General features: G+C 42.8%; 9 protein-coding genes and 1 pseudogene. 3 read left to right on the plus strand and 7 right to left on the minus strand.

The window, feature by feature from the left end:
* Positions 1-12 precede the first annotated feature (12 nt).
* The 4 genes from LU297_RS01200 to cgtA all read right to left on the minus strand — a co-directional run bounded on the left by LU297_RS01200 (position 13) and on the right by cgtA (position 3,739).
* Entirely contained in the window at positions 13-369 is a 357-nt protein-coding gene (locus tag LU297_RS01200; protein ID WP_263076602.1) for an ATP-dependent Clp protease adaptor ClpS, read from the minus strand.
* Positions 370-442: 73 nt separating this feature from the next.
* Positions 443-1,195, minus strand: a complete 753-nt coding sequence (locus tag LU297_RS01205; RefSeq protein WP_263076603.1) for a hypothetical protein — start codon at positions 1,193-1,195, stop codon at positions 443-445.
* Between the two features lie 228 nt (positions 1,196-1,423).
* Entirely contained in the window at positions 1,424-2,500 is a 1,077-nt protein-coding gene (gene hemE / locus LU297_RS01210; RefSeq protein ID WP_263076604.1) for a uroporphyrinogen decarboxylase, read from the minus strand.
* A gap of 27 nt (positions 2,501-2,527) precedes the next feature.
* Entirely contained in the window at positions 2,528-3,739 is a 1,212-nt protein-coding gene (gene cgtA, locus LU297_RS01215; RefSeq protein ID WP_263076605.1) for an Obg family GTPase CgtA, read from the minus strand.
* Positions 3,740-4,073: 334 nt separating this feature from the next.
* On the opposite strand from cgtA, the gene LU297_RS01220 reads away from it, so the two are divergent.
* A complete protein-coding gene (locus tag LU297_RS01220) occupies positions 4,074-6,023 on the plus strand; it encodes a MuF-C-terminal domain-containing protein (protein ID WP_263076606.1) in 1,950 nt (649 codons plus the stop codon).
* A gap of 955 nt (positions 6,024-6,978) precedes the next feature.
* Positions 6,979-7,551, plus strand: a pseudogene (locus LU297_RS01225) (DUF5710 domain-containing protein); the annotation flags it as partial.
* A gap of 375 nt (positions 7,552-7,926) precedes the next feature.
* On the opposite strand, the gene LU297_RS01230 reads toward LU297_RS01225, so the two are convergent.
* Positions 7,927-9,273 carry a glyceraldehyde-3-phosphate dehydrogenase gene (locus LU297_RS01230; RefSeq protein ID WP_263076607.1) on the minus strand — a complete coding sequence of 449 codons (1,347 nt, stop codon included), beginning with the start codon at positions 9,271-9,273 and terminating at the stop codon, positions 7,927-7,929.
* 161 nt (positions 9,274-9,434) lie between these two features.
* Entirely contained in the window at positions 9,435-9,911 is a 477-nt protein-coding gene (locus tag LU297_RS01235; protein ID WP_263076608.1) for an NUDIX domain-containing protein, read from the minus strand.
* 273 nt (positions 9,912-10,184) lie between these two features.
* Between LU297_RS01235 and hemP the strand changes: the two genes are divergently transcribed.
* Positions 10,185-10,346 (plus strand): hemin uptake protein HemP, encoded by a 162-nt coding sequence (gene hemP / locus LU297_RS01240; protein ID WP_263077299.1) that lies wholly within the window; start codon positions 10,185-10,187, stop codon positions 10,344-10,346.
* A gap of 105 nt (positions 10,347-10,451) precedes the next feature.
* Here hemP and LU297_RS01245 read toward each other — a convergent pair whose 3' ends face one another.
* Positions 10,452-15,656: a translocation/assembly module TamB domain-containing protein gene (locus LU297_RS01245; protein WP_263076609.1), complete on the minus strand. Its 5,205-nt coding sequence runs from the start codon at positions 15,654-15,656 to the stop codon at positions 10,452-10,454.
* Positions 15,657-15,766: the final 110 nt, after the last annotated feature.

Below are 15,766 nucleotides of genomic sequence, written 5' to 3' on the forward strand. Positions count from 1 at the left end.
CCTTAATGCTTATCATGCTGGTTCGATGGTGGTTAAAAGTGGATAATTTTCCTCTTCGGCAAGCAAATCTACTTCCTCAACCTTCATCTCAGCAATCTCAAATGGCAATGTTGCCACCACCGCTCTGCCTGTTTGATGCACCTTCATCATCAGCTGGTAAGCCTGCTCAGTATTATGCTCAAAAATATCCATCAGCACATACATTACAAACTCCATCGTGGTGTAATTATCGTTGTGCATCACGACCGCATACATAGACGGACGGCGAACCTGTGTCTGCACTTGACTTGTCACCGCCACATCGCTGTCGGTATCATGCTCTGCCATTGCTTGTGTTTGATTACAAAAAATTGATTGAATATAAAACATGACTCATCATTCATCAAAATAAAAAGCTGCAAGCATGCCCAAGACACACTTACAGCTCATCAAAACCCAAAGATTATTTGTCGTTTTTGACGATTGGGCGGTTGCTGGTATTCGGCATTTCGGACAGTGATGTTGGTGCATCAGAGACGATTTTACCGATTTGCCAGTTGTATAATTGTTGTACTTTTTGCGTGCCAGCAGTCAGCTCCAACTTCATCTGCTTAGGTTCAAAACCCTCTGGCATCACGAAACGACCACGAATATTTGCCACGCCCTTGATGTCGTAGCTTGATGGTTCAAGCGGAATCTCCACCATGTTGGTTGAGTTAAGCAGGGTTAATTTTGGAATCATTTTGACCGCTTGTCCTGAAATATCAATCATCGCCACATCAAAACGATACTCAAAAGTATTTTGTGGCAAAGAGATAATCTCTGATGCGATGATGTTTAATGCCACGCCACCCTGTTCTGCCACCGATGACTTTAACAGTTCATTGACTTGTTCAAGCTGCAAATTGGTTGTCTTTAAATCTTCAATCTGAGTACGCAAATTATCCAGATTAGACATACTGACATCACGCTCCTGATTGGCAGTGGCAATGTCTTGTTTTAGTTTGGTGTTTTCTTCAATCAAAGCACTGGTATCAGCACTAACAGCGGCTGGTCTGTTCTCGTCTGCACTATGCACACCTTGACGATAACCAAACTTGTAGCCAATGACTGCCACAACCAAAGAAGCAAAAATCAACGCCAATAAGAACAACGCCAAAATCTGACCTATTGCCCCGCGCTGATTGCGTAAATGATGAGAATGAATTGTTGGCATAAAAAACCCAATTGATATAAATATTTCAATCCCACTATTATAGCAATTTTATGCAAAAAATAGGATATTTTTTGTTAAAAAAACGAAAATAGTACAATAATTCTCATTTTCACCAATAGAAAATGGATATTTTAATGGTACTGACCGACATCAAGCCTAATACAACAAGCATTGATTGAGCATCGCAAGCATTAAACCCCCCCAAAAAATATCAGGGGGTCATATTTTTTATAATTGATATTCATGCACCGCATCAATAAAGGCTTTGGCATGGTCTGGATTCGACCATTGCGTGATGCCATGTCCAAAATTGGCGATGTATCCTGTCTTGTCAAGCACATACGCATCATCAAGCATTCGCTCAACCTCTTGCTTGATACTTTGTGGACTGCCATAAATGGTGGCGGGGTCTAGGTTGCCTTGCAGGGCTTTTTTGGCATTTAGAGCATGCAAAGTATGTCGTGCCTTATCCAGTGGCATCGTCCAATCCAGACCCAATACATCAGCCTGACTGTCTGCCTGAATATCTAGCCACAAACCACCACCTTTGGTAAACAGCACCACAGGAATGCTTGGGTGCTTTTGTTTTAAGGCAGCGACAATCTGACGATTGTAAGCATGGCTAAACTTGGCAAATTGACGATGTCCCAATGCCCCACCCCAACTGTCAAAAATCTGCACAATCTGAGCACCAGCAAGGATTTGTGCGTCCAGATAATCAATCACTGCCTCGCTAATCTTGCCCAATAAAGCATGCAGCAGTTCTGGTGTTTGATACATCATTTGCTTGGTGTGACGAAATTCACGACTAGAACCGCCCTCAACCATATAGGTTGCCAAAGTCCAAGGCGAACCTGAAAAACCAAACAGCGGCACTTGTCCATTTAGTGCCATGCGAATGCTACTGACCGCTTTCATCACATAGTCAAGCGATGAATTCATGTCAATTTTTGGTAGATTGGCAATGTCTTGTTCGCTACGCACCGTCTTAGATAGCTTAGGACCTTCGCCAGCTTCAAAATACAAACCCAAATCAAAAGCATCTGGAATGGTCAAAATATCACTAAACAAAATCGCTGCATCAAGCTCAAAACGACGCAACGGCTGCAAGGTCACCTCTGTTGCTTTATCGGTGTCTTTGCATAGACTTAGAAAGTCGCCCGCCAATGCTCGCACTTCTTTGTATTCTGGTAAATAGCGACCTGCCTGTCTCATCATCCAAACAGGCGTGGTGTCCACTGGCTCAAAAGCGATAGCACGCAACAAGCGATCATTTTTTAGGGCTGGAAATTGCTGGTTTGTCATCACAAAACTCTCAATCTGTTCACAAAATCAATATGGTGCGTACTCGACCGCCACATCATAATCATCTTCGTCAAAATCGTCCTCATCGTCCACGATGCCCTCTCTTTGAGCTTTACGCATCGCACGATAAGCCTCTTTTTGGATTTCGGTATTATGACGCACTTCTTCTTCAAGACGGCAGAATCTGGCAGCTCGTTCATTGGCAAATTCTGGGTCTTCAAGCTCTCGCTCTTGCTCTTCTTCGATGGCACTCATTAGATGAAATTTGACCGCTTCTACACCATCGCCTGTCAATGTTGAAGTGCGAAACACCTCGCCTGTCCAGCCCAAGCGTGCAATGATGTCATTACAAACTTCATCTTGCTCCTCATCGTGCAGTTGGTCGATTTTATTTAATACCAAAATCTGTGGCAACTGTGATAATTCATGAGAAAACTTGGCAAGCTCATTAAGAATAATCTTGGCATTGTCCACAGGGTCGCTGCCATCAATCGGCTGCACATCAATGATGTGTAGCAAACGGCGAGTACGAGCCACATGTTTTAAAAACCGAATGCCCAAGCCTGCCCCATCAGATGCACCCTCAATCAAGCCTGGAATATCTGCCATCACAAAGGATTGGTGCGTACCCACATCGACCACACCCAAGTTAGGCACAAGCGTGGTAAATGGATAATCAGCCACTTTTGGGCGTGCTGCTGACACTTGGCGAATAAAAGTTGATTTACCTGCGTTAGGCAAGCCAATCAATCCCACATCAGCCACCACTTTAAGTTCTAGTTTGATGTTTTTCATCTCGCCAGCAAAACCTGGTGTTGCTTTTCTTGGGGCTTGGTTTGTGCTGGATTTAAAGCGAGTATTACCAAATCCACCATCCCCACCTTTGGCAATCAAGATTTTTTGACCTTTTTGGGTTAAATCGCCAATCACCAAATCAAGGTCGGTATCAATGATGGTTGTGCCAATCGGTACAGACAAATAGACATCATCTGCCCCTTTACCTGAGCAGTTTTTACTACCACCATTCTCGCCTCGCTTGGCTTCAAATTTACGAGTATAACGATAGTCCACCAAAGTATTGGTGTTATCATCAGCAATGGCGTAAATATCGCCACCTTTGCCGCCATCGCCACCATCAGGACCACCTTTGGGGACAAATTTTTCACGGCGAAAACTGACAATACCATTACCACCATCGCCTGCTTTAACGCTAATCACCGCCTCATCAATAAAACGCATAATCTATTTACTCTAAATTTTGATTAAATTATCGTCTATTGTAGCACAGTTTTTGAATTTGCACGAGATGGCAATGACATTGATAAAATTCAGGTTACCGCAGTTAATCTATTACCCAAACAAACCTTAGAAAATACCTTTAAAAATACTATGACCCTAATGATGGGCGTGGTGCTCCAATTTCCACGATGGCACGCTTGGCATTGCCTTTGGTGCAAGGGGGAGTGGTTGGGCTTCTGCTCATTATGAGCGTGGCGAACAGGTTATTAACCTTACTAAAACAAGGGGTGCTGGCTCTCTGGCACATGAATGGTGGCACGCCCTAGACCACTATATGAAAAATGGCGATGACCTACTAACACGCCATTTAAACGCCAACAGCACCGCACGACACCAAGAGCTTATCGCCTCAGTCCGTGAATTAGTTAAAGATATTCACAAATCGGAATTATACAGCCGCTCGCTCAAAGCAGACGCATACCGCAGTCAGCCCTACTTTGCAACCGATGTGGAAATGACCGCTAGGGCATTTGAAGGACATATCCAACACACCCTATCTAAAATGGGGATTAAAAATGATTTCTTGGTAAATATCAAAGCTGAAAAAGACTGGCAAAAGAACTTGGACGCTTATCCCTACCCCAAAGCGGAAGAATTAGAACCACTTGGTAAGGCGTATAATGCCGTTTTTGACACACTCAAAGAAGTGGATAAAGAATTTATACCAACTCACTATGAGCCTGAACAGATTATCCACGCTGATACTTTGGCTGTTACAGAAGCTGAAAAGACAAAAGAAAACCAGCCTTTTGCATTGGATGCACAAAATCAGGACAATACTTACTCAAACAGTATTGATAACGCCATACAAGGCAAGCCACTAGAGAGTGCCAAAATTTGGGTGGGTAGAACGCCACAAGTTTTGCAAATGCTAGGGGTGCAAGATTTGCCTGTGTATATTCATAGAAAAACCGTATTAAAAGACGCTATCAGAAAACACAATATAACCGCAGATGATATAAAAGCAATTCCAAGTCAGCTTGAAAGACCTATTGCGGTAATGAAATCAGCACAGACATCCAGTAATCCAAACGCTTATTTGGTTCTGACTGAACTGATCGAAAAAGAAAATGGGAAAGATAAGCCTGTTATTGCTGTCTTGTCTGTCGCTCAAAAAGAAGACAGTATAGAAATTAATTCAGTATATGGCAGAAGACAAAGCCAAATTGAAAGAGACTTGAATAATGTGCTGTATTGGGATAGCAAAAAAGGTCAACAATTTATTGATAGCTTCGGGTATCAATTACCCCCCTCGCTATCTAATGCCGACCTTTTGCATCATTATAAAACAGAGAAAGATTTAAGTCAATATATTTTGAAAGCAAATCTTGACAAAGATTACCATGCTAAAATTATTGAGGATAATGTTAAAAAAATCTTGCAGGATTATACAAAAGATATTATTAGATTTAATTCCAGCATTGACAAAGTAATTGGTGGCAGTTACGGGCGTGGCTATGTACCTATGGGAAGAACACCTGATGTGCTGAAAATCTTGGGTGTGCCTGATACAAAGGTTAGAATAAAGGAACAACACCTTGAAAAGGTAATGGCAATCCATCTTGGCATTCCTGATGGTAAATACGAAACGCCACACAATGTAACGCCTGACACTTTGCGAAAAATCCCAAGTGAGATACACAATCCAATTGCTGTATTTAAATCTTCCACAAGGGATAATTCTTATTTGACTTTAACAGAACAGCATGAGCAAAAAGCAACCACTGGTGAAAATTCGCCAATCGCTGTGATTTTCAATGTCAATGCTGGCAAAGATGAAATTGATATTATCAATATTGGCAGCATCTATGGGCGTTCACAAAATCAGCTTGTCAAAGATTTTACAGAAAATTTACTGTATATCAATACAGAAAAAGGTCAGAAATTTCTGAATACCGAAAGGCTTCAATTGCCGTGGGATTTTACATCAGATACTTCTAACCTTTCCCAAGATTATAAAACAGAGAAAGATTTAAGTCAATATATTTTGCAAGCAAATCTTGACAAAGAACGCATCGAGCAATTTTTACAAATTGCCACAGAAATCCAAGCCAAGATTGATAACGCTCCAAATAAAGAGCTGTCTGCATTTGCACAGGTTATCTATGAAGATATTCAAAGCGTCCATGATAAGGCTCAAAAAGAAACAGCCCCAACCTTTGATGAATTGGAAATTGCCAAGCGGCATCTTGAAGGACTAAATTATTCTTTTGAAAAAAAATAGCACCTATTATCAATTTGGCGGGCTAATCAATTATGCCAAAATGTCCATTTATCACGAAATCGATCGCCAAGACTGGCAGAAAGTCGATGATGTGCAGGTATCGTATGACAGCATCCAAGATGAAGCCAGTCATCTGTATTCTATCAAAATCAATGGTAAAACCTATGAATTATCCAGCCAAGATATTAAACAAAGAAATTTTGATGCAATTAAAGCTGACTTAGGATATGTGGTGCATAAACAACATGATGAATATCTACAAAAAATTGCAGACCAAATCTTAGAGCATGAACAAATTATCCGCGCTGACACGCTGGCAGTTATTGGTGCTGAAAAGACAAAGGAAAGTTTAGAGCCAATTATGGAAAACCAAGAAAACAATCCCCTTAATATTATTGCCAAAGATTTTAGCGATGACCCAGCCTCCAAAGAAGTACAAGATAGAGTTATGGCGTTAGCTAAACAGCACCCACAAGAACTAATTAAAATTTATACAGAAATGAGTTCTACTTTTAACGGTCGCTATATCGCTTCTGATATGATGAAAGAAGTGTTTGAGGATTTTAATCGATCGCCAGCTCATCGCAACCAATTTAATAACGCCGTACACAATTCGGCAGCCACATTATCCGCCTTACATTTTGAGCAAATGATTAACGAGCCAGTTATAGATGGACGTGATACAGTCGTATTTTTAACAGGTAGCCCAGGGGCTGGTAAAACTTCATCGGTAATGAATAATGACGGCTTAGATGAAACAACCAAAGTAGTTTTTGAAGGGCAACTAGCCAATGCTCATATTAGTAATGCACCCATACAAAAAATACAACAAGCCTTAGATAACAATTTAAAAGTTAAAATTGTTGCGGTTAATCCATTGCCTGAACAAGCCTTAGAAAACACCTTTAAAAGATACTATGATCCCAATGATGGGCGTGGTGCTCCAATATCTACAATGGCACGCATCCAAGGCAATACTTATGACGGCTTAAAAGCCATACATGATAAGTTTGGTGATAAAGTAGAATTGCATATCGTTGATAAACCAGACGGTAACAAAAACACTATAAAATATACTGGCTGGCAACATTTAGATGTGCTAAAATCACAAGGTGCAGAAGCTGAAATTGCAAAGCGACTGGAAAATCATCTTATCAACCACTATTCACAGGGAAAAATTAATTATGAATGCTTCAAACAATCAGCAGGTTCAGATGAACGAGCAAAACAACTCATTTCAAGCTTGGATAGATCGCACCATCGAGGGACACAAGAGAATGGCAACAGACGAGAAATTTCGTCAGGAAGTCGCCAAGAAAGCCACACCCAGCAGGGAAGAAGTTCAAGCCCTGTTAGCCAAGCACATACCCACATTACAAACAGCCAAACCAAACCTAATTTAAGCACTCAAAACACCTATATCAACTGCCCCTATACCGAGAAAGACCAAGCCAAATCACTAGGGGCAAAATGGGACAATACCAATAAGTCTTGGTATGTACCAGCAGGTCTTGATTTAAATAAATTTGAAAAATGGCTGACTTCTGAACAAGAGAAAAACACGAAAACACCAACCAATCAACAAAACAAAATCTACCTATACACCACCCCTGAAGACATCCAACAACTGCAAGAGCTAAAAGCTCAGGGCGTGGTTGCTTTTGATATTACACATAAAGTTTGGTATGCCAAAGAAGCTGACAATCCAGCTGTAAAACAATGGCTAAATAGACCAAACATCCCCACTCCACAAGAGTCATTTGCAGAATACCTTAAAGCCAATGGTATTGCTGTTGTTGGTGAACACCCTATTTTAGATGGTAGAGCTCACCGTATTAGCAATAAAGGTTTAGCTGATAAAAAACACGCCCTATTGAGCGTGTTTTTGTTAGAACAAGTTGGTTTAGTAGCGGATACCTGCCATCTCTTCGGTAACACGGATAACCTGTGTGCTATAACCCATCTCATTATCATACCACACATACAAAGTGGCACGATTATCAGTAGCGATGGTGGCTTTGGCATCAAAAATAGCCACTTTCTCAGAACCCACAAAATCAGTCGATACCGCTTCTGGCGAGTCTGAATAATCAATCTGCTCTTGCCATTGCAAACTTTGGCTGGCTTGCTTGATGAACGCATTCAAGGCTTCGGCTGAACCAACTGCTTTTTCGAAGTTTAGGTTTAAAATCGCCAAAGACACATTTGGTGTTGGTACACGAATGGCGTTGCCAGACAGCTTACCTTTTAGCTCAGGAATGGCTTTTGCCACCGCAGAAGCTGCACCTGTGCTGGTCATAACCATGTTTAGTGGTGCAGCACGACCACGACGGTCTGCTTTATGATGGTTGTCCACCAGATTTTGGTCATTGGTAAAGGCGTGCACCGTTTCCATATGACCGTTGATGATGCCATACTCATCGTGTAGCACTTTTAGGGTTGGTGTGATGGCGTTAGTGGTACAGCTTGCTGCTGATACGATGGTGTCATCGCCAATGGTTTGATGGTTCACGCCATACACGATGTTTTTCACTTCGCCTTTGGCTGGGGCGGTCAATAATACTTTTGCCACACCTTTGCTTGCCAAATGCTTGCCTAGACCTGCTTCATCTTTCCATTTGCCTGTGTTGTCAATCACAATGGCGTTATTGATGCCATAAGCTGTATAATCCACTTCACTTGGGTCGGCGGCATAAATCATTTGGATAAAGCGACCATTAGCGATGATACCATTATTGGCTTCATCAACGCTCACACTGCCATCAAACCAGCCGTGTACTGAGTCTCTTTCTAACAAACTGGCACGCTTGGCAAGGTCGCCTTCACCTGCTGGACGCACGACAATTGCTTTTAGCTGCAAGCCAGTTTCAGAGGCTGGGCGACTCATCAATAGGCGTGCCAAAATACGACCGATACGACCAAAACCATACAACACCACATCAGTAGCTGGTGCAACACCCGCCTTAAAATCAGCTGCTGTCTTGCCAGCCTTAACCGCCTGACCCAAATCGATACGGGCGGTGCTAATGCCTGATTCAACCAATGCTTGGGCAAGTTTTAGCGTGTCAGCAATCGCCACACCGTGCATATCATGCAATGCCAAAATTTGAGCCACTGATAATGCCACACGCTGACCAAAAAATGAGATTTGCACTTCTTTGGCAGCCAACAAGCTCAATGCGGCAATCAACGCAGCAGCATCTGTTTCTTGAACCTTACGGCTTGATAGATGATTGGCAAAAACTGTCATAAGATTTTCCTTTATTTTATGAGTGGAACACAAAAGTAACGCCTAACTTTTTCAAATTGTAAATCAAAAATTGCATTTTGGCAATCGTAATTCATTTGAAAAATATACATATTTTTTATATGAATATATAAATCAGACAGCCCACCGTCCATCATCTTTTATCATGCGTGTGCCCGCTCATCTGCCAACCAAGTCAAAATTGCCGCATTGGCCTCTGGCAACGCATCTTGACTGGCTAACAAGGTATCTTTTGACAGCCACAGCAACGCCTGTCCTTCTTGTCCCACTTGGCGATTGGCAAAAGCTGCATATTGCTCATCATTCATCATCGCTTGACAAATATGCAATCGCACGGATTTGTCATCATAATGATGCTCAATCTCCCCCATAAAAACCAGCTGGTCGGTTTTTAAAGATAGACCCAACTCCTCCATGACCTCTCGAATCACAGCATCAAAAAATGACTCGCCTGCGTCTATCTTACCACCAACAAATTCCAGTTTACCACCTTGATGTTGATGCAATGCACGCCTTGCCAATAAAAATTCATCGCCATATCGCAAGACCGCCACCGCCACTTCGATGATTTTTTTGTCAAAATTGACTGCATGCTGGGTTTGATTTATACCGTTTATCATAAAAAATATACCGTTTATCTAAAAGTTGACCAATTTTATCAAATTTTGCATTTTGTATTTGCAATCTTTGAAAAATTTGCTATCATAACAACAAATGATAATTATTATTGTTTAGTAACAAGTATCATTCTAGCAAACAAGATACCAGCCAAACAATCATTATCATTTTCTTGCGTCCATAGACGCAGTGTGTTCATTTAAAGTTTTAGTTTAAGCCAATGCGGCTCGGGAAAAAACCCGTTACCCGCCAACAGAAGGAAAATCGCCATGACTATGACCATCGCTCGCTATTTTAGCAACCGTGATAGTGTTCGTTTGCCAACACTATACTCTCAAAATCTATTTGCGATGACCAAGGAAGTAAGAATTGAACACCAAGGGGAGGAGTATCGCCTTCGCCTAACTCGCAACAATCGCTTGATTTTAACCAAGTGATTCATGGATTTTATCTCTTAATTTCTCCAAAGCCAAAAAGCACCGTCATCATCTGGCGGTGCTTTTTGGTATCGATAAAACAAGCCTGACATCATCAATGAAAGATTAAAACTTCCAGCGATAGATGACATCAACCAAATTTTCGGTCGCACTGGTTGCCTCGATGAACACTCGGCGAGTCAGTTGATAACGCATCGACAGTGATGATTCAGCATTAAACACCCCAATGCCATAGCGAATGTACAAATCAGGTGTGATATAGCCTGTCACATTCACATTGGTGTCAGAAGCACTGCCTGATGCGTCAAGTGTCAAACTTTGTAGTCCCAATGCTTGTCCAATCTGATTGGTCAAATTGCGAGTGCCTGACAAGCCAAAACTTAGCCCTGCTGCTGCCAACTGATTGGTGACCTGTGAGCGAAAACCCTGCTCGGTAATCTGAGCGTCTGCTGACTGGCTTAATCGACCCGTCACCAAGGCATTCATTGCTTGCTGCTCAGTCAATCCTGCGTCATTAAATACCGTAATCACAGGGCTAGATGCCGTACCACGAATACGCACCCCAATGGTCTGACCTTCGATTTGTTTTTCGCCCTCGATGGATAATTGTGGGTTGAGCAAATCTCGATTGAAGCGAATTTGAGCATAATTTAGCTCCAAATTCTGACCAATACCATCAATCTTGGTGCGTTCTGATACCTGAACAACACCACGAGCTTGCATCACGCCACGCCCCACTTGGGTTAGATGCAATGCACCTGCCAATGGTAATTTTGCCCCAAAACCACGAAATTCCACCTGATTGCCCAAATCAACACCGATATTGGCGTTAATACTCCAAGGCTCAACCACCGCCAAAATCTTATCCACATTGCCACCCAAACGACGGTCAAGTACCGATACATCTTCGGATTCGCCAACAATCTGAGCGGTTGTCTCAGGCGGACGCAAAATCGCCTGTGGAATACTGACCACGCCCTGAATATCCACATATTTTTGCATTGGACGGACAATAATTTCAAAATCAGGGTTGATTTTTGCAGTAACGATTGGCAGCTTATTAACTTCCAGCTCCTGACCTGTGATACTCATTTTTGCCTGAATGTCTTTTTGCCAATCAAGCTCGCCAGTCAGCACACCCCGACCTTGTCCAGCATCAAATTCGCCTGACAATAAGGCGTGATTGCCATCAATTTGGGCAGCTGCTTGGATATTTTGTAATGCCATCGGCACGCCTGCAATCGCCAAAGCACCATCTGACAAATTTGCCTGACCATGAAATAACGGCTGTCTGAGCGTACCGCCTAATTTACCAGCAACATCAATTTTGCCCGTCAAAGTTTGCAGACTTGGGAAAAATGGACGCAATACCGCCAAATTCATCTGACTAAGCATCAAATCGCCTGTGATTGGCTTGCTGTCCTGATAAGGATTTAGCGTGATGTCTGCATAACCAACCCCTGCCACACCCGCCACATCGGTATGAATCTGCAACCCAGCAGGCACGCTTTTGGCAAAAAATGACACTTGCTTATAAGGCATCTCCACATAGCCTGTATCATCTTGATTTAGCCCAATCCGTCCATCATCAGAATACAGCACCGCATCTACCGTAGGAGTTTTGCCTTGTTGCCATTGCACTTTGGCACGACCATTAAGCAATGAATACCACTGAATATCGCCAGGCAGTGCTGCCGAAAAAATCTGCGTATCTAGATTTTGGACGACCAGATTGACATTACCCTGATTTGGCGACAGCACCAAAGTGTCTTGTAGGCATAGTACGCCTTGACCATCATAGATATTTTTGCCAGTCTGCCAACAATGTGCAGCAAGCTGGACGCTATTATCATTAAGCCCATACGAAAACTCGGTCGGTTGTTTTTGGGCAAGCACACCAAACTTGCTTGATACACGACTATCTCTTAGTACACCACTGTATCGCATGGTTTTTTGGTGGAATGAACCTTGAACGGTGGTTTGTGCCTCAATGTCGGCATTTTTTGTGCTGGCGGTCAAAATATGATTATCCTGCGTACCTGCAAAGTCAATACGAGCTGACTTGATGACCTTGCCCATCACAATGATGTCACTGCCCTGCACCAACAACTGACTGACTTCATTGCCCAAATTGACAATTTTGCCAATCGCCTGAGCCTCTTGAACAACCAAACTTGGTGTACGAATCTGTGACAAATTCATGTCCACATACAAGGTTGGTAGTGCTTGACCGTCATTGATGATAATCAGACCACCTTGAATCACACCACGAGTTTTGTCAATAATCTGACCCAAATCAGTGATGTTAATGCTGGTGATGATTTGCTCATCATTGCCATGCATTTTTAGCTGATTATCGCCCAGCTTGATGTGCAGATTATCCGCTCGAATCGTATGAATGATGCTTTGTATCTGACGAGCATTGCGATCAAGCTGTCCACGCAACGCCAAAATGCCTTGTCTGGTATTGGCTTTGCTGGCGGATTTTTTTAGATTATCTAAATAAGCATTGATGTCTTTTGGTAACGACAGCTCGGCAATGAACAGCCCCTTTGCTGACATGGGCTGACCATTAAGCATACCCTGAATGTCCATCTTATCGATGATGATTTTTTGGTTATGCTCCTGCCAATGTCCACGACTATTTAGTACACCTGTTAATTGACTGTTTAAATTTTTAACAAATTTACCTGCATTAAATCCTGCCAATCGAGCCTGAATATCCCAAGCAACACCTTTGGATACATCTACCCAGCCTGACACCTGCAAATCACCTGCCACGCCTGTATGCTCAATTTTATCAATCACAAAATGATTATTTTTGCCTGTTGCGGTCAGTTTTAATTTACCCTCTGGTAGATTTTTATTGATGACATTGCCATCAAAATCAACGGATAGCTCGCTGATTTTATCCTGATAAAAACTACCTCGACTGCTGACATTGCCCGACACGACGGCAAGCAGGTGTTCATCATCAATGAACTTAGCGGTATTAAATTGATTGAGTGCCGCCTTAATATCCCAAGAAATCTCCCCCTTGGCATCAAGACTGGCTACACCCACAGTCTGTGCCGAAGCTGGTGAATGTATATCGCTGGCATCAAGATTAAATCGTGCTGACGCTGACTGCAATTTTTCGTTGCGATATACACCCGTACTCATGACATCGCCAGACATCAGCACTGCAAAACGCTGGTCATCAAGCAGTTTACTTGTGTTAAATTTATGAAGTTTTGCTTTAATATTCCAACCAATGCCATCTGTCAAATCCAGCTCACCTGTGGCTTGAATATCTCCATGCTTGCTGACCACATTACCCTGCTCAATGGTCAGTTTGGATAGATTACCGCTGGCACGAATGTCTAGGTTTGCCGTATCAAGCTGCGGGAACATGGACTGCTGTGTTTGACCTACAAAACTGGCAGAAAAATGCTGCAACTCATTGTTTTTTAGATGAAGGGTTGCCTCTGACTTACCCGCAATATGCACACTATGCCATTCATTATTTTGCTTGATGCGTGCAGATAAATCGCCATCACTTAGCTGCACTTCATGCACCATCACGCCTTTATCTTCACGCATTCTGCCTGTAGCAACCAGACGACCTGTCAGTTGCTCAATCGGTGTTTTATCATCGCCCAGATAAGCATTGGGCAGTAGTTTTTTGGTGTGCAGATTTGCTCGCCAAGTCAAAGGCTGATGCGTGGTGGCAAAATCAATCGAAGCCACGCCAGTCAAATCGCCCATCACCCCTTGATAATCAAGGTCTGTAATGTGAATGCGTTCGCCCTTATCAATGTTGGCGGTGAGTTGATAATGACCTTTTGGAGCGGCATGAAGCTCATCAATATCAGCCGTTGCTTGAATGTGAGTTTTGCCCTCTTCTAGGCGGATACTGACATTGCCAGCACGACTGTCAATCACATCAAGCTGTGGCACATGATGTCGTTTTAGATGTTGCCAATCGGCTTGGATTCGCCAAGGAGCATTGGCTTGATTTTGCTGCTGTGCCAAAGTTGCATTGATATGCTCGCCATCTTTTTGACGAAGTTTAAATTCAAACTTGGTATCGCCTGCTTTATTAAGCAGTTCGTAACGCATACTAAGGCTGCCGTCCAGATATTCGGGCAAATAAGCCTGATAATCGGCATACTCTGCTGGCATGACTTGGCGGATTTTAAATTTATCGCCTGTAATGTGTGCATCAAGCTCAAACTCATCAGACCATTGCATCTTGCCGTTGGCGGTCAGAACACCGCTTGGCGTGTGTGCCTGCAAAAATGGAATATCCATACCGCCATCACGCACGATACCACGACCACGATAACGACCCTGAGGAATATCCTTGCCCACAAGGTCAGTATCAATGCGAAGCTCAATGTCAGACACCACGCCATCGGCGATGATTTTACCCTTGCTAAGCGTGATGTGCTGTTCTTCGGCGTACGGCAAAACCACTTTGTCAAAATCAAGACTTGCGTGAAATGGCGAACCTTCGTCCAAACCCTGAGCCACAAATTCGCCCGCCACTTCATAGCCATTATAACGGCTAGCCACCTTACCCACAGTACGTTTTAGCGTACCGTCTGCCTTGACGGACAATCTGTCAAAATAGACTTTTTCTAATGCTAAAATATTGATGTCTGCATCTAGTTTTAGGGGATAATCTCCCGACAAATCAATCCAACCATTCGCTTGGCGAACATCTAGCACATCGCCATAATCAAGTTGAGTATCGCTGACTTGAACCTTAGAATCCGTCCAAGTTACTTTTTCGCCTTGAATGTTGTGCATTTCAAAAGGCGTACCGTCTTTTTGGGTATAATAAAGGTGCTTAATACTGACATTGTCTAGATATAGACTGACAGGTGTGGCGATGGTCGCATAATCAAACGGCTCGCCTGTGGGGGCTTTTTTATTATGGATTTTGATGGTGTTGATTTGTGGATTGACCAAATGCACCTGACGAGAAAAAATCGCTCGCCAGCCAAGCTGAACATACGCCTTATCCACATGAACCGTGATGTCTTCGCCAGCATCAATATCAATATCACTGACCCAGACACCATCTCGCAGATTGCCCTGCTGATAGTTTAGATGAATGCCCGTTTCGCTGACAATTTTGTCTAACAAAAATTGCGAACCACGCTGTGTGCCTGCCATATAAAATAGTAGCGACACCAACAAAATCATCGCCACCAATGCCGTCACCAGCAGACGAATCAAATAAATGAACCATTTAGGCTTATTTTGGGTAGGCGACGCCACATCCGTCTGGTGATGAGTCTGATGAGAATCTTGCCTAGCCATAACAATCAAGCCTTTTTGTGAATAACATTAATTTTATTTTTTAAAATATCGACGGTGTATCTTTGGGTAATCAATCGTCCGTCATTAAAACACAAATAAGTGCATTTATC

The sequence above is a fragment of the Moraxella nasicaprae genome, assembly GCF_025643275.1.
Classification (GTDB): Bacteria; Pseudomonadota; Gammaproteobacteria; order Pseudomonadales; family Moraxellaceae; genus Moraxella; species Moraxella nasicaprae.

Bases quoted from the DNA above. Each gene is read 5' to 3' on its own strand.
- LU297_RS01235 (WP_263076608.1), bottom strand. From the start codon at position 9,911: ATGATAAACGGTATAAATCAAACCCAGCATGCAGTCAATTTTGACAAA.
- LU297_RS01230 (WP_263076607.1), bottom strand. From the start codon at position 9,273: ATGACAGTTTTTGCCAATCATCTATCAAGCCGTAAGGTTCAAGAAACA.
- LU297_RS01200 (WP_263076602.1), bottom strand. From the start codon at position 369: ATGTTTTATATTCAATCAATTTTTTGTAATCAAACACAAGCAATGGCA.
- hemE (WP_263076604.1), bottom strand. From the start codon at position 2,500: ATGACAAACCAGCAATTTCCAGCCCTAAAAAATGATCGCTTGTTGCGT.
- hemP (WP_263077299.1), top strand. From the start codon at position 10,185: ATGACCATCGCTCGCTATTTTAGCAACCGTGATAGTGTTCGTTTGCCA.
- LU297_RS01245 (WP_263076609.1), bottom strand. From the start codon at position 15,656: ATGGCTAGGCAAGATTCTCATCAGACTCATCACCAGACGGATGTGGCG.
- LU297_RS01205 (WP_263076603.1), bottom strand. From the start codon at position 1,195: ATGCCAACAATTCATTCTCATCATTTACGCAATCAGCGCGGGGCAATA.
- cgtA (WP_263076605.1), bottom strand. From the start codon at position 3,739: ATGCGTTTTATTGATGAGGCGGTGATTAGCGTTAAAGCAGGCGATGGT.
- LU297_RS01220 (WP_263076606.1), top strand. From the start codon at position 4,074: ATGAAAAATGGCGATGACCTACTAACACGCCATTTAAACGCCAACAGC.